The organism is Chryseobacterium sp. FP211-J200, assembly GCF_001643375.1.
In the GTDB taxonomy this organism is placed as follows: domain Bacteria; phylum Bacteroidota; class Bacteroidia; order Flavobacteriales; family Weeksellaceae; genus Epilithonimonas; species Epilithonimonas ginsengisoli.
This window is the reverse complement of sequence record NZ_LSHB01000016.1, coordinates 21,707-44,520: the sequence shown is the minus strand read 5'-3', so window position 1 is coordinate 44,520 and position 22,814 is coordinate 21,707. Positions and strand designations below refer to the sequence as shown.

Sequence of the window (22,814 nt, the reverse complement as noted above, 5' to 3'; positions counted from 1 at the left end):
TATGGATATTATAAGAAATAACCTGACAGCAAAAATCAGAGGGGGTCAAATTCCCCAAGGTAAGGTTCGCGTAAGTGGCGCAAAAAATGCAAGCACCCGACTATTGGCAGCAGCACTGATCTCTGATGAAGAGGTTACACTTTCAAATTTTCCTACTCAGCTTGTAGATGCACAATACAAAATTGATTTTATTAGGAAATCAGGAGGTAATATTACTGTAGATACAGACAAAGAAGAGTTGACGATTGACAGTGGTAGTATCACTAGTTCTATTTTAGAAGATTATAATTATCCTATTAGAACAACCTATCTGCTCGTTCCAGGTTTGATAAAAAAAACTGGGATAGCCAGAATTCCATATCCGGGTGGCTGTAAGATTGGAGATCGAGGTTATGATCTCCATATGATGGTTTGGGAAAAACTTGGAGCAACGATTACGGAAAAAGAAAATTACATAGAAGTGTCTGCGCCATCTGGCTTCACAGCAGGAGAAATAGATTTTCCTATCTCTACAATTGGAGGTACAGAAAATGCGCTTATTTCGGCTTCTATAGCTGTGGGTGAAACTGTGATCAAGAACGCTTACATCAGCCCAGAGGTCAACAGTCTCATTGATTTTCTTAAAAGATTGGGAGTTCATATCGAAGTGGTTGGAAATAGTTTTATCAAGGTGAAAGGAACCAAATATCTACGAGGTACTTTATTTCCTGTTATCCCAGATAGGATAGAAGCTATTACCTGGATTGTCTACGGGATTATCTCAGGCGGTAATATCACTATTGAGGATGTGCCTTTTGATATGATGGAGATTCCATTGATCCATCTCAAACATGCCGGCATAGAAATTTACCGAAATTCCAATAACGTCATCATCTCTCCAGAATGTCTGGTTAATGGCGATATCCAGCCTTTTGAATTGGCTTGTGGTACGCATCCAGGTATTATATCCGATATGCAGCCTTTCTATACTTTACTTGGATTGCATGCGAACGGCATCAGTAGGATTTTTGACTACAGATATCCGGAGAGAATCAAATATTGCGAAGAGTTGAACAAATTCTACCCTAAAGCATTAGATGCAAAAGCTGGCACCATTAAGATTTTTGGAGGCAAAGAAATTATTCCTGCTGAAGCGGATTCTACCGATCTACGTGGTAGCATGGCCGTAGTAATGGCAGCATTGTTAGCGAAAGGTGAGTCCACGATCAATAATGTTGAAATGGCTCTGAGAGGCTACAATAATTTGGAAGATAAACTGAAAAATCTTGGTGTAGAATTCAAGGTGATTTCTAATCAATAATAGAGAGTAATGATAATTGCGGAAAATTTTGATTTGTCTCAATATAATTCCTACAAAATTTCGGCGGTTTGTAAGAGAGCTTTTTTCCCAAATACAGAGGAAGATATCAACTCTATATATTTTCAATATCCTGATTCCAAGAAAATAATCATTGGCAGCGGACATAATATCATTTTGTCAAAAGAATATTATGACGAGGATTTTATCATCTTTTCAGATTGTTTCAATGATGTAAAAATTAATGAGACAAATATAAAAGCGTTATCAGGAATTGACCTTTTAACATTGAGCGAATTGGCATTGGAAAATGAGTTGTCTGGACTAGAGATTTTTTATGACATTCCAAGTTCTTTAGGCGGTGCAGTAGTTATGAATGCTGGAGCAAATGGAGAAGATATCAAAGACCTGCTTGTAGAAACCAGATACTTTGACCCGAATGAAGCAACTTTTCATTCGATTGCAAAAGAAGATATCAATTTCGAATACAGAAACAGCTTTTTTCAGAAAAATCCACATCTCATAATCACCGAAGTGAGTTTACAACTTAAGAGAGGAAACAAAGATGACATTCTTGGGAAAATGCAAACTATAAAAAATCAACGTTGGGCAAAGCAACCTAGAGATTTTCCTAATGCAGGTAGCGTTTTTAAAAGGCCTGAAGGTTATTTTGTAGGCGCAATAATGGATGAATTAGGGCTGAAAGGATTTTCTATAGGTGGTGCAAAGATCTCTGAGAAACATGGCGGTTTTATAGTCAACCATGATCAGGCAACTGGTCAGGATATATTAGCCGTGATAGAGCATGTCCAAAGTATGGTCAAAGAAAAATACGGCTTCGAGTTAGAAGTGGAACAAAGAGTTATTTAGAAGGATGAGCATAAAGTACAGACCAGAAATTGATGGATTAAGAGCGATAGCAGTAATCCCTGTAATTCTTTTCCACATGGGTTTTTCTTGGATCAAAGGAGGCTTCTACGGTGTAGATGTCTTTTTTGTTATTTCTGGATTTCTTATCACTTCCAACATTCTAAGAAATCTGGATCAAGATAAGTTCAGTTTCAAGGATTTTTGGATCAAAAGGGCCAAGAGGATTCTACCTGCTTTGTACACCATGATCTTTATCGTTTTGCTGTTAGCACCATTTTTAATCTTCAAAGGTGATATTCCAGCACTGGTAACAGATGCGGTGCCAGCTATATTTTCGTATTCCAATTTCCATTCTCTGTTTGCGTTTGGAAATTATTGGGGCGGAACCGCGGAGCAATCTTTCTTTTTACACTGTTGGTCTTTATCTGTAGAAGAACAGTTTTATCTCTTCTATCCATTTTTGCTTTATTTCTTATTTAGAAAAAAGAGAAATATAAAGATGTGGCTTGTAGGTATTATTGTGATCAGTTTTTTGCTATTCATTATTGGGAGTTACAAGTTCCCACAGTCTACATTTTATCTTTTGCCGACCAGAGCCTGGGAATTGGCAGCAGGTGCGTTGATAAGTATTATAAAGCCTAACGATGTTAAAAATAAATTCAGCGGCATATTTTCATCATTTGGATTAATTTTAATATTCCTGTCTTACTTCGTTTTTCCGGGTTCGGGTAGCGTGAGTATTTTTGGAATATTACCGGTTTTGGGATCTGCGATGTTTATTTTGTATTCAACTCAACAGAGTTTTGTAAAGAACATAATATCCAATCCTGTCATTGTCTACATCGGGAAAATCTCTTATTCCCTGTATTTGTGGCATTGGCCGATTATCTTGATTGCGAAATATTACGAGTACAGGTTTTCTCATATATATCTCAATGTTGGGATAGTATGTTTAACATTTGTATTATCAATTTTGTCTTATCATCTGGTCGAAAAGCGAACAAGATTTGCATCATGGACTCCAAAATTTGCATTGTCTTTGGGTATTGTTACAATCTTATCCTGTATTTTTCTAAAATCGGATAGCTTTGATAAAACTTATAAGAATGATTTTAACAAAGTTATCTTTTATGGACTATACTATGATATCTCGCCCACTATCAAAGAGGTGTCAGAAATCAATAAAGCAAAAAGAGAAGGAATAATTGCACCAATTAGGGAAGATTATTATAAAAATGCATACAAAAATGGAGGAATGACATTTGGCAAAAGTGACTCAGATTCTAAAACTGTAGTTATAGGAGATTCCCACGGTGCCATGTGGGCAAAGGTTCTTAGAGAAATTTCTGATGAAATGAATACAAAAATATCATTTTACACAAGTGTAGGGAATAGTCCGTTTTATAATATAAACGATGTAGATAATCAGCAGGCTACAAAAAGTTTTACTCAAAAAGAACGTATAGATTATGCTCAAAATCTGAAAAATAAAATAGATGATTGTAATTCCGAACTTATCATTTTAGCTTGCAGATGGGAGACAATAAGTAAAAAAGATTGGCAATATTTTGAAGACTTACTTCAATATTTAAAATCAAAAGATAAAAAAGTATTGATATTGAATCAACCGCCGGTAACTGATTCATTTATAGATAAAAATTCTGTTCAGTATTTATCATTCTTAGGTTTTTCACCTAATAACAAAGTTCAATTCGTAAAGATTTTAAATGAGAAAAAAGTTTTAGATAAAAATCAATCTTTAGAAAAACTTAAAAAAAAATATGAAAATATAAATATTTTTAATGTCTACAAATTATTTTCTAAGAATGATTCAATTAAAATAATTAGTAGTAAAGATGTTTTATATTATGATGATGATCAGCTAAGCTATCAAGGAACACAAATCGTGACAAAGGCACTGGGTCAAAAAGTAAAATCTATTCTTTAGAATTAATAATATATGGAACAACAACCTTTAGTAAGTATTATTTCAGGCTATCACAATAGAGAAGATTTCGTAGATGATTCTATACAAAGTTTGATTAATCAAACGTATAAGAATACAGAAATCATTATTTTTGATGATTGTTCTACGGATAAAACCTATGACAAGCTTGTGAAAATTGCAAGCACAGACACTAGAATCAGACTCGTTAGAAATGCAGAAAACAAAGGTTTTGTAAAGTCATTGATAGCTGCTGTAGAATCTGCAAAAGGCGAATATATTGCCATACACGGTTCTGGCGATTTTTCTTACCCCACAAGGATAGAAAAACAGGTTGATGTTTTAAATAGTCGGGCTGAGATTGGTGTAGTTGGTACATTTGTGGAAAATATTACGGTGAATGAAGAAGGAGAAGATATGGCTCTAATGAAAAATTCTATTGATGGAAGCGCTACCGAAATATTGAAAAGTAGAAACATCTTTACCCATGGCGAAGTCATGTTTAGAAAAGCTTTGCACGATGAAGTTGGAGGATATCGTGAATTTTTCAAATTTGCCCAAGATTACGATCTGTGGGCAAGGTTAAGTTTCAAATGTGACTTCTACACAATTCAGGAATTTTTGTATAAAAGATTTCTACGAAGTGATGGCGCAACTGTCGTACCAGAGAAAAGATTGATGCAAATAAGGATGACAGAAGTAATCAAACAGAATCTTCAATTATTAGAAAATGGTGAAAAGGATTTGTTAGAGAAACACAGTAGTGAGGCATTTGAGAACATAAAAAATATAAGTAATGAAAGTCTTCGAGTTATTCTTGATAGGATTTTCGAAACCACATTGGCTTCAGCTGATAAGAAAAACAGGTTGGTAAGAAACACTGTCTTTACACTAATAAGAAGATCAAAAAGACCTATGCTTAATTATAAATTAATTGAGTTGTTTTTTTTAAAGTCCCATCGCAATGCAAAAGATTACTTGACATTGATTGAAAATAGGGAGTACGTGAAAGAATTAGTTTACAATAGTGCAAGTGTTTTTATTAAAGGGCAATTGCCAGTGACTTATAATTTTTTAAAGAATGTACAACAACGTGTTAAAAAAAAATAATGTGAAAAAAGTTTCAGTTATTATTCCTAATTATAATCACGCTGATTATCTCCAGCAGAGGATAGACTCTGTGTTGGAACAAACTTTTTTAGATTTTGAGGTGATTATTTTAGACGATTGTTCCTCTGATCATAGTATGGAAGTTATTGAAAAATATAGAGATCATCCAAAAATTTCTCATATTGTTTATAATAAGGAAAACTCAGGGTCAACATTCAAACAGTGGAAAAAAGGTATAGATTTGGCAAAAGGAAAATGGATCTGGATTGCAGAAAGTGATGATTATTGTAAAGAAAATTTTTTAGAAAATGTACTTGATGCTATAGATAATTCGGATGCAGTATTAGGTTTTTCCCTTTCAGAAGAAGTCGATTTGAATAATAAGACAATTAGAAAAAGACCATTATCGATAGAACATAATGTCGCTCATGGAAAAGATTATATACTCTCAAATTTAATATATCAAAATGATATTTATAATGCAAGTATGGTTTTGTTTAACAAGGAATACATAGACCAAAATATTTATAAAAAGCTAACTAATTATAAATATGCTGGAGACTGGCTATTTTTTGGTGATATAATAAAAAAAGGTTGTGTTATAGAGGTTCATGAATACCTAAATTATTTTAGACGACATAATAATAATGTGAGTAATCCTTCGATGAAGAAAGGTTTATCTTTTTTAGAAGGTCTTGAGGCTGTTTTAGAATTAAAGAAAGGTTTTGGAATTCGAAAAATTAATTTTCTAAAAAAGTGGATTTCTAAGTGGAAAGTTTTTAATGATAATTTTCGTTTTTCAGCGAAAACCAATTTATTGATTTTTATAAAAATAATAAAAACTGTTCTCCATCCATGAAAAAAAATATTGCAATAGTTACCAATTCAAATAATTTGTATAGTGAGACTTTCATACAGGCTCATAAAAATATTGATGCAAATGTATTTTTTTATTATTCTGGAAGAATTCCTGAAATGTTAGAGAATTATGGTCCATTATATAAGCATTCGTTTAAACAAATAATTCATAGATTATATTATAGACTTTTTAAAAATAAAAATATTTCTGCATATCTATTCAGAGAGTCTTTGAAGGAAAACAAAATTGATACAGTATTATCAGAATTTGGAACAAATGCTGTTCATATATTGGATATTTGTAGACAGGAAAATATGCCACTTGTTACCTATTTTTTTGGATTTGATGCTTACAAAACGGAAGTTTTAAAAGAATATGCAAATCAATATAAAGCGCTTTTCGAATATTGTAAAGCTATCATGGTAGTGTCTCTAGATATGAAAGAGCAATTGATCTCTCTTGGGTGTGATGAAAAAAAAATTGTCTATTCACCATGTGCCGCAAGTGATATTTTTCTCAAGGTACAACCATCCTTTGAAGAACCAAAATCTTTTATTGCACTTGGGCGGTTTGTTAACAAAAAATCTCCAGATTCTACAATCTTGGCATTTAAAAAGGTAATAGAAAAATATCCCGAAACTAAATTATATTTTGGAGGCAATGGTGTTTTAGAAGAAACATCAAAGAGATTGGTTAATTATTTTAACTTGAATTCAAATATAAAATTCATTGGTGTCCAGGATCAAAATAGTTATATTCGTTATTTTCAAAAGGTAGCAGCATTTGTTCAGCACTCTATAACTGCCGAAGATGGAGATAAGGAGGGTACACCTGTTGCTATTTTGGAAGCTAGTCTTGCAGGGTTGCCAATTATTTCTACATTACATGCAGGGATTCCAGAAGTTGTAATCAATGGCGAAACAGGAATATTGGTGGAGGAACATGACATTAATGGAATGGCGAATGCAATCATTCAAATAATAGAAAATACCGATAGGGCAAAGATGATGGGTGAAAAAGGCAGGAATTATGTGAAACAAAATTTTTCAATGCAGAGTCATTTGGAAATTTTAGAGAAAACACTTTTCTAAAAAATGGATAGTAGAATCACTATATATATGCCAACCAAAAACAGGTTGTCGCTGCTGATAAATGCGGTTAATTCCGTTTTAGAACAAACTTATAAAAATTGGGAATTGATCATTGTAAATGATGCTTCTACCGATGAAACAAAAAAGTATCTTGATCAATTGGTCTCAAAGAATACGAGAGTAAAAGTAATACATCATACAGAATCACTTGGCGCTTGTGTATCAAGAAATGATGCACTTTCTTTAGCAACCGGAGATTTTATTACAGGTTTGGATGATGATGACGAGTTCAAGCCAGACAGATTAAAGATTTTTATTGACAATTGGGAAGATGATGAAAGTACGATTGGGCTTTCTGCTTACAAGAGCAATAAAATTGATGGCATAGTTGGAGAAACGAGAAATGATTTAAAACCTTTTTATATTATGCAGGACGACCTCCTTTATAAAAATGATATTGGAAATCAAGTCTTTTTACGAACAGCGGATTTAAGAAATATAAATGGTTTCGATAAAGAATATAAAATCTGGCAGGATTTCGATTGTTGGTACAGATTACTTAGTAATAAAAAAAAAATTAAAAAAATTCCTTTTGATACTTATATTTTTGAACATAGTGAAAGGCCAGACAGAATTACGCATAGTGGTAAAAAAAATGTGATGAACTCATATGGATTATTTGTGAAAAAAAATAATTTGAACTTTCGAAAGAGAAATATATTAAAATTTCATTTGCTAGGATACGGAGTCAAAAATTATACGATTTTTTTTTATTTTGAACTAGTTTTTATGACATTGTTTGATTTAAAGACCATTGAAAAACTTAATAATGAATATTTAAAACCTTTGATTAAAAATAATCTTAAAAGAATAGGCTTAATAAAATAAGAGTCAAAAAGAATGTCTTTCAAATCAATCAAAATAAAAAATGCGCCGGAACCCAAAATCCTATCTTGGGGAAAAGGTGAAGATGACTTTCAAGATATACCCAAAATCATTTGGATGTTTTGGCAATCAAAAAAGCCATCTATTTTTGTCAATATTTGTATTGAAAACTTAAAAAAAAGACTTGCTGACTATGAAATTAGAGTCATTGACTTTGACAATATAGATGAATATATTACGAATCCACCAAAATTTAATGATTTACCTCTGGCTAATATTGCTGATTGGATCAGATTATATTTGATAAAAGAATTTGGAGGATATTGGTTGGATGCAAGCATATTGGTTACAGATAACTTTAAGTGGATTGAAAAACTCAAAATTCAATATAAATCCGAATTTGTTGGGTTTTATTCTGACGATTGCACTATAAATTTAGAATATCCAATAGTTGAAAATTGGTTTTTTGGAGCTCCGAAACATTCTAAATTTATAACTGATTGGTTTGTAGAGTATAACAATTGTATATTCTCTGGAAATCGCCAAGTTTACTATAAGGATTTGGATGCCAGTGTTTTGCAAAATATATGGAATCCTAGTTATCTTTTGCCGTATGTATCAGTTGCAGTAATTATGAGGAGGAATAAAGATTATAAACTTACGCTTATCAAAGCAGGTGATATGGGACATTTCTATTCATATAATTACGTATTCACTCAACCTTGTGTGATACAAAATGTAATGCTATTCAGTAAACCGCCCCAAATTATTCCCAAAATCATCAAAATGACAAGCGGAGGAAGATCAGCATTGGACTCATATTTAGAAAAAGGCTTTTATAATTTTAGCTCACTGCTATTTAATATAATAGATGAGAAAAATATTGATAAAAAATTAAGAGTCAATAGATTGCTGCAGTTTTTTATTAAAAAAATCACAAGGTCAAATATAAAATCTATCTAAAAATTTAAAAGTGCTAAAATACCTCAAAATCAAAATTAATAATATTGTCACAAAGGTTTCTGTACAGATAAATCTATTGTTGAAGAAAATATTTCCTATTAAAAATGTATATAATGTAGATGAGACCATAGATTTTCTGTTAAAGACAAAAAGTTCTATAAGCAGATTGGGAGATGGAGAATTTCATCTCATTTTTGGAAGAAGTAGTTTAGGTTTTCAAAAAAATTCTTTGGAATTACAACAAAGTCTAAAAAAAATTTTAAAAAATGATGTGAAGGGATTGATAGTGGCCATTCCTCATAACATAATCTATATGGATGATTTATTGCCCTATTCATTTGATTTTTGGCGACATTTTTATGGGACACTTTATTATAAATTATATCCAATTTTAGTTAAAAATAAGTTCTATGCTGATACAGGATTATCAAGATTGTACATGGGCTATAAAGATAAAAATAATCCAAAAATTGCTGAAAGGTTCGCAAAAGTAAGGTTATTGTGGGAGGGGCAAAATATTATAATAGTAGAAGGAACGGATAGTAAGTTAGGAACTATAAATAATTTTTTTGCAAATTCGGCATCCTTAAAAAGAATTATATGTCCCTCGAAGAATGCTTTTGAAAAGATAGAGACCATTGAAAAAGAAATAGTGAATAATTATAACAAGGATGATATAATTATTCTTGCTCTAGGACCAACAGCTACTGTCTTAGCTTACAACTTGGCTCAAAAAGGTATCAGATCTTTAGATTTAGGTCATATTGATGTAGAGTATGAATGGTTTAAAATGAAAGCCACAGACAAAGTACCAATAAAGGGAAAGATACTTAACGAAGTGGTAAATACTCAGTCGAACTCTGAGTCTTTCAAAAACATCGAGTACGAGAATTCGATTATTATAACTCTAACTTAATTGTAGCAATTGAAAATTTTATCAGTAATAATAACCTACAATTCTGAATATTGGATTAAAAAAAATATCACTTCAATACTTAATAATAGTGAAGGAGTAGATATTGAGATTCTGGTAGTAGATAATGCATCCAATGATAGCACAATTAATATTATTAAGAATAATTTTCCGGAAGTAAAAATTATAGAATCAGGAAAGAACTTAGGTTTTGGAGCCGCTAATAATTTGGCTTTTTTATATGCATTAGAAATTGGTTATGATTTTGTCTTTCTAATAAATCATGATGGTTGGTTGTTACCAGAATTTTGGAAGAAAACATTGCCTATACTTTCTGATGAGGAGTACACAAAATATGGACTTTTATCTCCAATTCATTTTGATGCGACATTAAAAGATTTTGATTTTGGATTTAAAAGATACCTCGGAAATACTTTGGGAAAAAATAATAACGAAGTGATAAATGTAGATTTGATAAATGGAGCATTTTTGTTTATTTCAAAAGAATGCTTGATAAAGGTAAGGGGATTTGATCCCATTTTCTTTTTTTATGGTGAAGATATAGACCTTTGTTTGCGAGCGAAAAAAAAAGGTTATAAAATAGGTATTATCAAAAATGCAAGTGTTGTACACGATCGCAAAGAAAGAGTGTTGTCAGATGATAGGATTTGGAATCATTTGGTTGCAAATCATTTAATCCAGATTAAGTCAATTTCTGGAGGATTCTACAAAAGCTTCTTTAAAACAAATTATAGTATATTCGTTGAATGTTTTCGTAATATTTCAGACAAAAAACAGAGTAAAAATTATCTCAGATTATTTTTTTATTTATTGAGAAATATATCACAGATAAAAAATGCATATTATAATTTTAATTAATGAAAGCATCCATCATCATTACAACATATAATCGTCCGGAGTTTTTGAAGCGCGCTATATCAAGCTGCAAAACTCAAAAAACAAATTATGAATTTGAGATAATTGTAGTAGATGATAATGGAATAGCTACACCGGCACAAATTGAAACTTTAAAGATTGTAAATGGATTTGAAAATGTAAAATATATTATCTTGGAAACTAATTCTGGGGCTTGTATTGCGCGTAATCGAGGTGCAAAACTGGCAGAGGGCCAATACTTGTTTTTTCTAGATGATGATGATGAGTATCTTACTGATAAAGTTCAAATGCAGGTTGATTTTTTAGACAACAATCCAAAATATGATGGTTGTTTGGCTGCTTTTAAAAGAGTTAATACAAATGGAACGCAAATTATTGCAAATAGTAATTTTCCTGTAGTAGGAGATTTTAAAAATTTCGTTGCAAATGGTAATTTTTTTACGCCGATGATTTGTATTCGAAAAGATTCTTTTTCACTAAGTGGAGGATTTATAGATATTCCGCGTTTCCAAGACAGATTTTATATGATGACGATGCTGGAAAAAGATTTTAAATTTGAAGTTATTATGGATCAACTGCATATAATGTATGAACATGATTCTGAAAGAATAACATCAAAATCCATTGAAAAGACGCAAAAATCTATTGATCAGATGATGGTTTGGTTACAGGCTCGAAGACAGGATTTTACGAAACAAGAATGGAAATATATTGAAATAGATGGTTTACGTAAAATTGGTATTAGTCTGTATAATTCTGAATCACGAGTGAACCGACAAAAAGCAGCAAGATTATATTGGGATATTTATATCAGAAGTTTTGTTTTTTCGGACTTCATATTGATGCTTAAAAGTTTAATTAAGTAAGATTGTTTTAGTTGTCTAATGAAATTCCAAAAGTATATGTATAACATTTCAAATAAAATTTCCTAATATGTCAAAGCGTATAGATATATTAGACGGATTAAGAGTCGTTGCTATTTTAATGGTCATTCTTTATCATTATTACAGTAGATATTTTGGTATTCATTACTCTTATTCTGTCAACACGAAAAATGTCTTTCACTTTGGTTATCTTGGAGTGGAGTTGTTTTTTATTATATCAGGCTTCGTAATCACATTGACTTTGGATAAAAGCAAAGATATTTTTGATTTTTTGAAAAAAAGAATTATCCGTCTTTGGCCCGCCATGTTTCTTTGTTCCTTGCTTACTTTTGTTTTTGTAATTTCCTTTGACCACCAATTATTGTTCCCTGGATCTCATGATTTTAAGAATCTATTGATATCAAATACTTTTATAAGCCCAAGTTTGATCAATTGGATTTTCAATACCCAGTTCAGTTACACAGATGGAGCATATTGGTCTTTATGGGTTGAGATCTCTTTTTATTTTATAGTGTCTGTGTTGTATTTTATTAGTAAAAAGAATCTAATGAGAAATTACGGGCTAGCTGCGATGTTTTTCGTAATTGTTCATTTTTTATTTATTTCGGGAACAGGCAAATTGGTCGTAACAAAAATTTTAAGTGAAGATCAATATGATGTCATAAGAAAGTTTGTTACTATTTTCAATATAATGGAGATGGGATTGTGGTTTTACATAGGTATGCAATTGTTAGAGATGTTTCGTTACAGAAAAATTAAAAACCTTCTATTATTCTCAGCTTTTTTTATAGTACAAACCTTATTACTAGGTATGGGAAAGGAGACATTGTTGTTTTGCTTTTTTGTATATATTATTTTAATAATGTTTATTTACTCGCCTCATTATCTGAGGTTTTTAGAAAATCCTGTAATATCTAGATTGGGAATATGTTCTTACTCTGTGTATTTGATACATGAAAATATCGGGGTTATTATTATTAATAAATTGAGTCCTTATCTAGTTGGATTCAATTGGATTGTTGGAGTGGCTCTATTGATAATTTGTTTTATTTTTGGGATCTATTGTTATAAATATTGGGAAAATCCAATATCAAAAAAAATTAAAACTCTTATTTTTAAATAGGATGAGTATAAGCGTTCAAAAATCTAATCAATTAAAAGTAGTAGCAATATTAATGATGCTTTGCCTGCATCTATTTAATAGAAACTATAAAGGACTTTTTGAACCTTTTCTTTTTGTTGGGAAACAACCTCTAGTATTTTATTGGTCATTATTTTGTGATGCTTGCATGCCAATTTTTGCATTTGTAAGTGGTTATGGATTATATTATAAATTCCAAAATGATAAAGCAGCTTTTGCTAATGGGAATTTTGCTAGACTAAAGAGGTTATACGTCAATTACTGGATCATTATTTTAATTTTTCCTGTGACACTTGGATTGATTCTAAAATTTCCTGATTATCCCGGTAGTATCACAAAAGTCATTTATAATATCATCGCTTTTGATAACTCCTACAATGGAGCTTGGTGGTTTTTTACGACATACGTGATTTTTGTTTTTACAAGCAATTTTTGGTTTATCTTACTACAGAGGCTTGATCCCTATTTGTATATTTTTATTTTATTTATAGTTTATATAGTTTATTTTTACTTGAGACTTAATAGATTTTGGGAAGAGAGAACCTCTTTTGAGGTGTTAAATATCTTTCTTAAAGATTTAATATTATTTTTCTATACACTTTCCCAATTTATGCTAGGTGCTTTCGCGTTGAAATACAATTGGAACAAAATTGTAAGTCAATGGTTCAAAAATATCAGGTATAAAAATATAACAATCTTAATCCTGATTTCAGGATTGATAGTATTGCACGCTACTATACCCAATTTTATTATTTCACCCTTCATAGCACTTTGTTTCATATTTCTATTCTGCCAAATAGAATTAGGTTTATACATATCAAAAGGTTTAGATTTTCTCATACCTCATTCAACAAATATATGGTTGATACATATGTTCTTTTATTCGATATTTTTCCCAAGTTTTATTTATTCATTCAGATATCCTTCCATAATATTTTTCATGTTGCTTATGATTTGCGTTCTTTGCTCTTATGTTATTAATTTTATCAACTTACAGATTCAAAAATTAATCAAATGAAGTTACTCTACATCACAAATGGCATCAATGGTTCTGGTGGATTAGAAAGAGTTCTTTCTTTGAAAGCATCTTTGTTGGCAGAGAACTATGGCTATGAAGTTTCAATATTGGTGCTTAATGATTCCGACAAAGCTCCGTTTTACAATTTCAGTTCCAGAATCAGATTCTATTCCATCGAGGTTGGAGGAAATCCAATTGGGTATGTTTTGAGTTATAAAAATGGAATACAAAGGGTAATAAACGAAATCAAACCTAACATTATTTCTGTCTGTGATGATGGTTTGAAAGGTTTTTTCATCCCGCAATTTGTGAGAACGAAAGCCAAGATAATCTATGAAAGACATGTGTCAAAATTAGCAGAGACAAATTCAAATCAATCAATTTTACAGAAGGCTAGTACCCGTATAAAATGGTTGCTGATGGAAATGTTAGGTAAGAAGTTTGATAGCTTTGTTGTATTGACCGAAGGTAATAAAAAAGAATGGGGGTCATTACGAAATATAGAGGTTGTGCCCAATCCATTGTCATTCTATCCAGAAATGTCTTCTCATTTAGATAATAAGAAGGTGATTTGTGTGGGAAAGATCTCATTTCAGAAAGGTCAAGATCTTTTATTAAAGGCATGGAAAAATATAACTCAACAATTTCCAGACTGGACTTTGGAATTATACGGTAAAGAGAATCGTAATTTTCTGGATACATCTACTTTACCTGAAAATGTGTCCTGGTACCCTCCAGCAAAAAATATCAAAGAAAAGTATCTTGCTAGTTCCATCTACGTGATGTCATCACGTTTTGAAGGCTTTGGTATGGTGTTGATAGAAGCAATGGCATGTGGTGTTCCTTGCATCAGTTTCAATTGCAATTATGGGCCTTCGGATATAATAAGTGACGGGATTGATGGTTTTCTGGTACAAAAAGAAAACGTAGATGAGCTGTCAAGAAAAATCGAGTATTTAATTGAAAATCGGGAAAAAAGAATAGAGTTTGGAAAATCGGCCAAGCAAAATGTAAAGCGATTTTCACCGCAAATGATTGTAGAACAATGGAATAATTTGTTTAAAAATTTATAAATGAAAATAATTTTTAATACAGATCAGACCTTCCTTCATGGTGGAATAGAAAAAACAATGGCAACCAAGGCTAATTATTTTGTTAATATTCCCAATGTGCATGTTTATATTGTTACAACAGAACAAAACGGCAAGTTACCATGTTATTTTTTAGATGCAAGAGTTACACTAATAGACTTAGGTATCAATTATGACCGTCGGCTAAGTTATCTTTCAAAAAGAAATCTTAAAAAGACCTTTCAGCATTTTCGTCGTCAATATGAATTGTACAAAATATTGCAGCCGGATGTTGTTATTTCTGCAAACTTTAATTTTGATCATTATTGGCTGCCCTTTTTACTATCCAAGGTCAAAGTGATAAAAGAGAGACATGGTTCAAGGTTTTTTGAAGATAAGCTTAGAAAAAACACCTCATTTTTGAATAGACTTAAATTTGCCTTTAATAATTGGTTAGATAGTAAATATAGTCATATTGTTGTCCTTAATGAAGATGAAAAGAAATATGTAAAATCCAACAATGCAGTTGTTATCCCGAACTCTGTCTGTGTTCCAGAATACAAAGCTGAGCTAAAAAATAAGACCGTTATTGCTGCGGGACGTATCTCGCCTGTTAAAGCATTTGATGAGTTGATACAGGCGTGGAAGGTTGTCTATGATAATTTCCCCGATTGGCAATTGCACATCTATGGTGACGACTATTTAGACACTGGGGAAAAACTCTCAGAGCTTATTGGTCAATTGGAGCTTCAAGATGTGATTTCTTTCAAAGAAAGTGTAAAAGACCTCCCGTACGTTATGCAACATTATAGCATCTATGCAATGTCTTCTATTACAGAATGTTTTCCAATGGTTTTGTTAGAGGCATTGTCGGTAGGTCTTCCTATTGTATCTTATGATTGTCCAAATGGTCCAAGGAATATTATTAGGGATAAAGAAGATGGACTTTTGGCGGAGTATAGAAATAAGCGTAGTCTTGCTGAAAAGCTGTTAGAATTAATAAATGATGAGAACAAAAGATTAGAAATGGGAAATTCAGCAAAGATAAATGTCCAACGTTTCAATAATGACCGTGTAATGGAACTATGGTGCAATTTGTTAAATTTGCAGCATGTTTGATTTTGTGCCGTTGCCAATATATTCTGCAGTTTATTACAACGTTATGTTTGTGATTATGCTGATGGTATTATTACATTCAATGGTCTATGATATTCGCGAGAAAAAAAGTCTTGATTTTTTTCATGTTTTAGGTTACATCCTTATAGTCGTAATGATTCTGTATATGGGTTTTCGTCCTGTTAGTGGGCGTTACTTTGCTGATATGGCTACTTATAGAAAAGGATATCTATTGATGCAGAGAGGTGTTGTAAAAATTGAACATGATTATGCATTCAATTATTTTATGTGGGCATGTTCACAAATTATGCATCACAAATATTTTTTCTTCATTGTTGATGTACTTTATATCATTCCATGTTACATCTTTTCGAAAAAATATTTTTCAAGTTATTGGTTTTACGCATTTTTTATGTTTGCTGGCTCTTTCTCGTTTTGGGCGTATGGGACCAATGGCATCAGAAATGGTCTGGCAACTTCATTTTTTATTTTAGCACTTTGTTATTATGAGAAAAAATGGATGATGTATCTTTGGTTCCTAATTGGTATGTTATTTCATAGTTCTTTGGTAATTCCGTTGGCGGCATATATTACTTCAAGTCTTTACAAAGACCCGAAAGTGTACTTATATATATGGCTGGCAGCAATTCCTCTTTCTCTTGCAGGTGGAAGTGTCTGGCAAGAATTATTTTTTAATAATTTGGGATTTTCTGATCGTACTAGTGGCTATATGGAAGGCGAAAGTGTGGAAGGTTCTTTCTCGTCATCAGGCTTTAGGTGGGACTTTTTATTATACAGCTCTTTTGGTATTATCGCGGGCTACTATTTTATATTTGTAAAAAATATACATGACAAATTTTATATTCATCTATTTGGTATTTACAGCATTGCAAATGCATTTTGGATATTAGTTATTACAGCCAATTATAGTAACCGTTTTGCTTATTTGTCTTGGTTCATGATGGCGCCTGTAATAGCCTATCCAATGTTCAAGTATAAAATATGGAAGGATCAGTATAAAATGTTCGGGATTATACTAAGTATTTATTATTTGTTCACGTATCTAATGTTTTTGAAAAATGGAAAGTAGGATAACAGTTTTCACGCCAACCTATAATCGCGCACATCTTTTACCAAAGCTTTATGACAGCTTAAAAAGACAATCTTTGCGAGACTTCGAATGGCTCATAATAGATGATGGCTCTGTAGATAATACGGAAGAGGTGGTTAGTGCTTGGATCAAAGAAGGTGAAATAAAAATCGTTTATCATTTTCAAGAGAATCAAGGAATGGTGGCGGCTCACAATACCGCCCACTACCTTATGACGACGGAACTTTGCATTTGCATAGATTCTGATGATCATATGCCGGATGACGGGATAGAGAAAATATTGGGTCTTTGGGAGAAATATGGTTACGAAGATTCTGCCGGAATGGTAGGTCTGGATGCCTATACCAACGGAAAAATCATAGGTACTAAATTACCTGATATCAAAGAATGCAAATTCTCCGAACTTTATACGAATTACAAGATCAGTGGCGACAAAAAATTTATCCATAACAGAAAAGTTTTTAATCAATACCTACCATATCCAAGATTGGGAAATGAGAAATTCCCTGTTACAAGTTACCTTTACCTCTTTATAGAACAGAAGCATAAGTTGTTGATTTTTAATGAGGTGTTCTGTATTGTAGAGTATATGGAGGATGGTCTTTCTAATAATCTGATAAAACAGTACAGAGAAAGCCCGGATTCTTTTGCTTTTTACAGGATTGCTAAGATGAAATTCGCTCTCAACTACAAAGAGAGATTTCAGAATGCTATCCATTATGTTTCTTCAAAATTATTAGGAAACCGTACTGGACTTCTAAAGGATTCTCCTGCCAAATTGACCACGCTTTTAGCGTATCCATTTGGAGTCATGCTTTATTATTATATCAAAAACACAAATAAAACAGCCGTAAATAAAACCTTAAATAAAAAATAAATGAAGGCGATCATAGTCCCTGGAATTACAGATATGAACAAAGGAGACCAGGCGCTGGTCTGGGAGAGTTACAGATTGGTAAAGGATACTGGTCTCTACCAGGATATCTACATTCTAAATTCTGGCGATACAGATGAAGAGAAAAAAAATCTTAGCGAGCAGACACATAAAAGAGGCTTCCCTATATTGGAAAATATTCTAAAGCATCCGAGAAGAGGTCAGCACAAAAAAGATGAACACATCAAGGAGTCCAAATTAGAGCTTGCAAAACAAATCAAAAATGCTGGACTGGATTTTTTGAGCACTTGGTTTTTGATTTTAATTGCAAACAACACACAGCTTGTAAAATTATTTTACGGCAAAAAAACGCAGACAACGGTTTCTCATTTCAGAGAGTCTGATGCTGTTTTTGTAAAAGGTGGCGGATTTATCCACGCATATGGTGAGAAGACAGCTCCTTATCTAATGTGGTATTTCTTGTTTTATGTTAGGCTTGCAAAAAAAATGAAAAAGAAAGTGATTTTCTTCCCCAATTCTTATGGTCCATTTCATGGGGTAACAGTAAAGTCACAGGTCAAAAATGTCTTTAGCACATTGGATTTGGTGTACGCAAGAGAGAAAGTTTCTTCGGATGCAATGTCCGGGTTGTTAGGTAAGAATATACCAGTCGAAATGGATCTCGGATTTTTTCTTGAGAAAGGCTCTGAACAAAAGGCGGTGGAGATTCTTGAAAAATACGGTCTTGATATAGCCGATAAAATTGTGGGGGTCACAGTTAGGCCTTGGCGTTTCCCAGGTAAGGACAATCCTTTGGAACTCTATGCAAACTATCTGGATTCTGTTTATCAGCTGGCTCAATATGCAATCAGCAAAGGATTCAAAATTGCCTTATGTAATCAATCGATTGGGCCTAATTCTCATGAAGACGACCGCAATGCAATTAGAGATTTATTAAAGAAATTTGGAACCAACAGTAATGTGTTCTGGATCAATGAAAATTTGGATTGTGATGATTTGAAAGCTCTTTATTCGTACTTTTCAGTTTTTGTCGGAACGCGTTTTCATTCAGTTATTTTTTCTTTAACCTCTCTAGTGCCCTCGATTGCCATAGGTTATGGAGGTAATAAGGCGAAAGGTATTATGGGGGATTTTAATTTTGATAATCTGGTCGTCCAGATAGAGGACGTCACTTCTAATTCATTGATAAAAATGTTCAATGAGATTACGGATAATTACGAGTTAAGCAAAAATAAAATCAGTGATTACCTTTATAAACTGGATGTGAGTCGAAATAGGATCATGTCAGATATTATTAATTTATATGAAGATTGATATTACCAATGTTTATGTAAAAATCTCAATAAAATGCAATATATTATTGATGAGTTTTAACAATCTTTCCGACTGTCCAAACACAGCAGGATAAGTTCCGCATAAAGAAGAACTTTGATATAATAGACCTGGCCTTCTAATTTCAAAAACGACAGACGTTTGCGAGCTCGGTACGCCCTCATCGTTCGTTTACTGACACCTAGCACTGCTGCTACGCGCTCCTCAGGAAGAATATGATCTTGGTCAAAGGGTAGTTCTACGATGTTTATCTGTTGGTACATCTTTTTGAGGTCCAAATACCATTCACGGATCTGGCCCTCACTGAAAAGTGAAAATTTTTCCATCATTTGTGTATTTGAGACGAATTTAGAAATTCCAACTCAATAAAAATTACGGGTTTCCGTAATTTGATAAAATTTCTAAAAGATATTTCCATTTCTTTCATTAAGGATTTCCTCAATTGAGTGACACTTAAAAGAAAACACTTAATTTTAAGATGTAAATATCAGTTACAACCCACTAAAAATTACATTCCTCGCATCTTATACAGCCTTTAGAGTCAGGATAGAAAATGCCAGTTACTTTTAGTGATCTTTTCCAAACCAGTAAGTCAATGATCAAAACTTAAAAATCTAAGTAGGAGTTACAGCTTACCAAGAATTACTATCCACACATCTAAGACACCCTTTAGGGTCGGGGTGAAAATTTTCTTTACCGCGATTATCAACATCACGCAATAAATCGAGAAATACCTTATTATTTAATATCGAAATTAATATAAGACTCCCTTTAGGGGTGGGGTAGATACCAGCCACTTTAGTCAGTGTTTTAAACAATTTAGTCAATAATCAAAACTTAAAAATCTTAAATATAAGTTACAGCTTACCAAGAATGTCCACACATCTAAGACACCCTTTAGGGCCAGGGTAAAAACACCCTTCACCACAATCATCCCGAGTTACACTCAAAACACTCCCACGCTCCAACCCCAAATCCTCCACATCATAACAATCCCTATACAAACCTAAGACAAAGCCTATACAGTGACTTCCAAAACCTATAGCGGGCCTATAGAAAGTATAGCCAAATGTTTATTTCTTATATCAAAAAGGAAAATTTCGGCAAATTTTGGAAGTGCCAAATAGATTAATGGGGCATGTTTCTAATTTTGGAACATTAACCCAAAAAAAATACAACAATGGGAAAATTAAATGATTCTTTATTATCAGGATCCAGCGGTCGCACAGGCCGCTTAGTGGTGGCAAATGTTGCCGGAACAGAAATTTTGAGAGTGCGTCCTCGCAAAAAGACCTCCGCACCCTCATCCAAGCAACTGTTGATTCAGGACAGGATGAGACAGTGTTATGATTTTATTCTGCCTTACAAAGGTTTTGCGTCTTTGTATTTTGGAACCAAGGTCGGTTTGAGATCATGCTACAATCAGGCGATCACGAATTTGCTGAATGCTTACAAATTAGATTTTACGCTACTGACGATCACGCCGGAATATACCGAGATTGAATTTGCAAGGGGTAATTTGTTGGCTCCGATTCCGACAGGCCTCACATCTCCTGCTGCAGGCAGTTTTGAAGTCGAATGGTACAACAATGCGGCGGGTGACCCTGACAGGGAAACTGATCAGCTTCAGTTATTGTACATGGCAGAAGGTCAAAAGAGTCCAGTGTTCATAGAAAACATGGGCGAAAGGGTAGATACAACATTGACAGTTACCGTGCCACCCAATCTACAAGGAAAAATGGTCCATGTATGGATAGCATTCCGTGCACTGGACATGATGCAGGTCTCATTATCGGCCTATGTGGGAAGCGTGATGGTTCCTTAAGAGCACTTTAAAGGCTGTCTTAGCAAAAAAAATCGGTGGGTGATAAATATAGCACGTCCAATGACCACCTCTATTTTGATACAAACCGAATGTTAGCTAAGACAGTTTTTTATTATTAAGAATAAAGCTTAACGTAATTAATGTCCTCACATCTAAGACACCCTTTAGGGTCGGGGCAGAAAATACCCATCACATCCAGTATCACCTTCAAACCAATTTGCCGCTATCGAAATTTAATAAAATTAATAATTCCGCCTTGTGTGAAGCCATGTCATAATATCTAAGACACCCTTACCTTTAAATGCCACCTTAAGGCGATGAATCAAGAAATGTTATAATATTGTTTAAAAATGATCTATGGAAATCTTCGGCAGAAAAAGTAGACCAAAAACCAATATCTTTGCCCATTATCGCTAGACTATGAAAAAAGTATTTCGCATTTCCACGGTGCCAAGCTCTCTCAATATCCTTCTGAAAGGGCAGCTGAGGTATTTGAACCAGTTTTTTGAGATTACTGCGATTTCCGGGTCTGGCCAAGATCTGGATGACACCAGGCTAAGGGAAAATGTGAAGACGCATGTGATCGAGATGCAGCGTCCGATCTCGCCTTTTAAAGATCTCATATCACTGGTCAAACTTTATTGGTATTTCAAAAAGGAGAGACCGGACATTATTCATTCCATAACACCCAAAGCGGGATTGCTGTCCATGATCGCTGGCAAATTGGCTGGTATTCCCATAAGGATGCACACCTTTACAGGCTTGGTTTTTCCATATAAAAATGGATTGATGCAGAAGGTTCTGATAATGATGGACAGACTTTTATGTTACTGTGCTACCAATATTTATCCCGAAGGACAAGGCGTTAAGAAAGATCTGGAGCAATACGAGATTACAAAAAAGCCTTTGAAAGTCATCGCAAATGGAAATGTCAACGGCATCGATATAGCCTATTTTGACCCTGTACTGTTTTCTGAAATTGACAAGCTCGCACTAAGAAACGAATTAGAGATTGATGGAACCGATTTTGTATTCTTGTTTGTAGGGCGTTTAGTGAGAGACAAAGGAATCAATGAGTTAGTTGAGGCTTTTGTGGAACTGAATATTAAGTCTCCCAAAACTAAATTATTGTTGGTCGGGCCTTTTGAAGAAGAGCTTGATCCTGTTTTACCAGAAACGAAAAATAAGATACAGAATAATGCGAATATCATTTCAGTAGGATTTCAAAAAGATGTTCGGCCGTACTTTGCGATATCGGATACATTTATTTTTCCAAGCTATAGGGAAGGCTTTCCAAATGTGCTGTTACAAGCTGGTGCGATGGGCTTGTTTAGTATCGTTACGGACATCAGCGGGAGTAATGAGATCATTAAAAACGGATTGAATGGCCAGGTCATACCGGTAAGGGATAAAAATGAATTGTTCAAGGCGATGTCAGCTCGGTTAAAGAATAACAACGATGGGTCACCTAATGAAAATATCTGCAGGTCGCTTATAGCAAAGGCCTATGAACAAAGTAATGTGTGGGAATCTATAAAAAATGAATATTATTCTCTGATTGATAATAATTAATTCTTTAATTTTGCAGAAAT

The 22,814-nt window shown here is 33.2% G+C and carries 21 protein-coding genes; 20 read left to right on the top strand and 1 reads right to left on the bottom strand.

Annotation, left to right across the window (positions count from 1 at the left end; all coding sequences use genetic code 11):
- Position 1: 1 nt before the first annotated feature.
- The 18 genes from AXA65_RS06400 to AXA65_RS06315 all read left to right on the top strand — a co-directional run bounded on the left by AXA65_RS06400 (position 2) and on the right by AXA65_RS06315 (position 19,379).
- Complete coding sequence (locus AXA65_RS06400; protein ID WP_218281611.1) at positions 2-1,300, top strand: UDP-N-acetylglucosamine 1-carboxyvinyltransferase; 1,299 nt, start codon at positions 2-4, stop codon at positions 1,298-1,300.
- 9 nt (positions 1,301-1,309) lie between these two features.
- The gene (gene murB, locus AXA65_RS06395; protein ID WP_086048096.1) at positions 1,310-2,167 is read left to right on the top strand and encodes a UDP-N-acetylmuramate dehydrogenase; all 858 of its coding nucleotides are present in this window, start codon (positions 1,310-1,312) and stop codon (positions 2,165-2,167) included.
- Between the two features lie 4 nt (positions 2,168-2,171).
- Positions 2,172-4,115, top strand: coding sequence for an acyltransferase family protein (locus AXA65_RS06390; protein WP_086048095.1), 1,944 nt, complete (start codon positions 2,172-2,174; stop codon positions 4,113-4,115).
- 12 nt (positions 4,116-4,127) lie between these two features.
- On the top strand, positions 4,128-5,222 hold the full coding sequence (locus tag AXA65_RS06385) for a glycosyltransferase family 2 protein (protein ID WP_063969294.1): 1,095 nt from the start codon (positions 4,128-4,130) through the stop codon (positions 5,220-5,222).
- 1 nt (position 5,223) lies between these two features.
- Positions 5,224-6,081 (top strand): glycosyltransferase family 2 protein, encoded by an 858-nt coding sequence (locus AXA65_RS06380; protein ID WP_165596568.1) that lies wholly within the window; start codon positions 5,224-5,226, stop codon positions 6,079-6,081.
- Positions 6,078-7,172, top strand: a complete 1,095-nt coding sequence (locus AXA65_RS06375) for a glycosyltransferase (RefSeq protein ID WP_063969292.1) — start codon at positions 6,078-6,080, stop codon at positions 7,170-7,172. Before AXA65_RS06380 ends, AXA65_RS06375 begins: the two co-directional genes overlap by 4 nt.
- A 3-nt stretch (positions 7,173-7,175) precedes the next feature.
- On the top strand, positions 7,176-8,060 hold the full coding sequence (locus AXA65_RS06370; protein ID WP_086048094.1) for a glycosyltransferase: 885 nt from the start codon (positions 7,176-7,178) through the stop codon (positions 8,058-8,060).
- Between the two features lie 12 nt (positions 8,061-8,072).
- Positions 8,073-9,020 carry a glycosyltransferase family 32 protein gene (locus AXA65_RS06365; protein WP_063969290.1) on the top strand — a complete coding sequence of 316 codons (948 nt, stop codon included), beginning with the start codon at positions 8,073-8,075 and terminating at the stop codon, positions 9,018-9,020.
- A gap of 10 nt (positions 9,021-9,030) precedes the next feature.
- On the top strand, positions 9,031-9,936 hold the full coding sequence (locus AXA65_RS06360) for a GT-D fold domain-containing glycosyltransferase (RefSeq protein ID WP_086048093.1): 906 nt from the start codon (positions 9,031-9,033) through the stop codon (positions 9,934-9,936).
- A 9-nt stretch (positions 9,937-9,945) separates the two neighbouring features.
- On the top strand, positions 9,946-10,812 hold the full coding sequence (locus tag AXA65_RS06355) for a glycosyltransferase family 2 protein (protein WP_063969289.1): 867 nt from the start codon (positions 9,946-9,948) through the stop codon (positions 10,810-10,812).
- Positions 10,812-11,696, top strand: a complete 885-nt coding sequence (locus AXA65_RS06350) for a glycosyltransferase family 2 protein (protein WP_063969288.1) — start codon at positions 10,812-10,814, stop codon at positions 11,694-11,696. The genes AXA65_RS06355 and AXA65_RS06350 overlap by 1 nt, the downstream gene beginning before the upstream one ends.
- A 67-nt stretch (positions 11,697-11,763) precedes the next feature.
- Positions 11,764-12,837, top strand: coding sequence for an acyltransferase family protein (locus AXA65_RS06345; RefSeq protein ID WP_086048092.1), 1,074 nt, complete (start codon positions 11,764-11,766; stop codon positions 12,835-12,837).
- A 1-nt stretch (position 12,838) separates the two neighbouring features.
- Entirely contained in the window at positions 12,839-13,873 is a 1,035-nt protein-coding gene (locus AXA65_RS20525) for an acyltransferase family protein (protein ID WP_131797777.1), read from the top strand.
- Positions 13,870-14,946, top strand: coding sequence for a glycosyltransferase family 4 protein (locus AXA65_RS06335; protein WP_063969285.1), 1,077 nt, complete (start codon positions 13,870-13,872; stop codon positions 14,944-14,946). Before AXA65_RS20525 ends, AXA65_RS06335 begins: the two co-directional genes overlap by 4 nt.
- Positions 14,947-16,062: a glycosyltransferase gene (locus tag AXA65_RS06330; RefSeq protein WP_063969284.1), complete on the top strand. Its 1,116-nt coding sequence runs from the start codon at positions 14,947-14,949 to the stop codon at positions 16,060-16,062.
- On the top strand, positions 16,055-17,149 hold the full coding sequence (locus tag AXA65_RS06325; protein ID WP_063969283.1) for an EpsG family protein: 1,095 nt from the start codon (positions 16,055-16,057) through the stop codon (positions 17,147-17,149). Before AXA65_RS06330 ends, AXA65_RS06325 begins: the two co-directional genes overlap by 8 nt.
- Entirely contained in the window at positions 17,139-18,047 is a 909-nt protein-coding gene (locus tag AXA65_RS06320) for a glycosyltransferase family 2 protein (RefSeq protein WP_063969282.1), read from the top strand. Before AXA65_RS06325 ends, AXA65_RS06320 begins: the two co-directional genes overlap by 11 nt.
- On the top strand, positions 18,048-19,379 hold the full coding sequence (locus tag AXA65_RS06315) for a polysaccharide pyruvyl transferase family protein (RefSeq protein WP_063969281.1): 1,332 nt from the start codon (positions 18,048-18,050) through the stop codon (positions 19,377-19,379).
- A gap of 56 nt (positions 19,380-19,435) precedes the next feature.
- Here the strand turns inward: AXA65_RS06315 and AXA65_RS06310 are convergent, their stop codons facing one another.
- Positions 19,436-19,723 carry a hypothetical protein gene (locus AXA65_RS06310; protein WP_063969280.1) on the bottom strand — a complete coding sequence of 96 codons (288 nt, stop codon included), beginning with the start codon at positions 19,721-19,723 and terminating at the stop codon, positions 19,436-19,438.
- An 854-nt stretch (positions 19,724-20,577) separates the two neighbouring features.
- Here AXA65_RS06310 and AXA65_RS06305 point away from each other — a divergent pair.
- Positions 20,578-21,222 carry a DUF6266 family protein gene (locus AXA65_RS06305; protein ID WP_063969279.1) on the top strand — a complete coding sequence of 215 codons (645 nt, stop codon included), beginning with the start codon at positions 20,578-20,580 and terminating at the stop codon, positions 21,220-21,222.
- A gap of 420 nt (positions 21,223-21,642) precedes the next feature.
- Positions 21,643-22,794 carry a glycosyltransferase family 4 protein gene (locus tag AXA65_RS06300; RefSeq protein ID WP_063969278.1) on the top strand — a complete coding sequence of 384 codons (1,152 nt, stop codon included), beginning with the start codon at positions 21,643-21,645 and terminating at the stop codon, positions 22,792-22,794.
- Positions 22,795-22,814 lie beyond the last annotated feature (20 nt).

Excerpts from the sequence above, each read along its gene's own strand:
- AXA65_RS06335 (WP_063969285.1), top strand. The coding sequence starts at position 13,870 with ATGAAGTTACTCTACATCACAAATGGCATCAATGGTTCTGGTGGATTA.
- AXA65_RS06320 (WP_063969282.1), top strand. The coding sequence starts at position 17,139 with ATGGAAAGTAGGATAACAGTTTTCACGCCAACCTATAATCGCGCACAT.
- AXA65_RS20525 (WP_131797777.1), top strand. The coding sequence starts at position 12,839 with ATGAGTATAAGCGTTCAAAAATCTAATCAATTAAAAGTAGTAGCAATA.
- AXA65_RS06310 (WP_063969280.1), bottom strand. The coding sequence starts at position 19,723 with ATGGAAAAATTTTCACTTTTCAGTGAGGGCCAGATCCGTGAATGGTAT.
- AXA65_RS06350 (WP_063969288.1), top strand. The coding sequence starts at position 10,812 with ATGAAAGCATCCATCATCATTACAACATATAATCGTCCGGAGTTTTTG.
- AXA65_RS06315 (WP_063969281.1), top strand. The coding sequence starts at position 18,048 with ATGAAGGCGATCATAGTCCCTGGAATTACAGATATGAACAAAGGAGAC.
- AXA65_RS06330 (WP_063969284.1), top strand. The coding sequence starts at position 14,947 with ATGAAAATAATTTTTAATACAGATCAGACCTTCCTTCATGGTGGAATA.
- AXA65_RS06370 (WP_086048094.1), top strand. The coding sequence starts at position 7,176 with ATGGATAGTAGAATCACTATATATATGCCAACCAAAAACAGGTTGTCG.
- murB (WP_086048096.1), top strand. The coding sequence starts at position 1,310 with ATGATAATTGCGGAAAATTTTGATTTGTCTCAATATAATTCCTACAAA.
- AXA65_RS06300 (WP_063969278.1), top strand. The coding sequence starts at position 21,643 with ATGAAAAAAGTATTTCGCATTTCCACGGTGCCAAGCTCTCTCAATATC.
- AXA65_RS06305 (WP_063969279.1), top strand. The coding sequence starts at position 20,578 with ATGGGAAAATTAAATGATTCTTTATTATCAGGATCCAGCGGTCGCACA.
- AXA65_RS06400 (WP_218281611.1), top strand. The coding sequence starts at position 2 with ATGGATATTATAAGAAATAACCTGACAGCAAAAATCAGAGGGGGTCAA.
- AXA65_RS06375 (WP_063969292.1), top strand. The coding sequence starts at position 6,078 with ATGAAAAAAAATATTGCAATAGTTACCAATTCAAATAATTTGTATAGT.
- AXA65_RS06390 (WP_086048095.1), top strand. The coding sequence starts at position 2,172 with ATGAGCATAAAGTACAGACCAGAAATTGATGGATTAAGAGCGATAGCA.
- AXA65_RS06325 (WP_063969283.1), top strand. The coding sequence starts at position 16,055 with ATGTTTGATTTTGTGCCGTTGCCAATATATTCTGCAGTTTATTACAAC.
- AXA65_RS06365 (WP_063969290.1), top strand. The coding sequence starts at position 8,073 with ATGTCTTTCAAATCAATCAAAATAAAAAATGCGCCGGAACCCAAAATC.
- AXA65_RS06385 (WP_063969294.1), top strand. The coding sequence starts at position 4,128 with ATGGAACAACAACCTTTAGTAAGTATTATTTCAGGCTATCACAATAGA.
- AXA65_RS06345 (WP_086048092.1), top strand. The coding sequence starts at position 11,764 with ATGTCAAAGCGTATAGATATATTAGACGGATTAAGAGTCGTTGCTATT.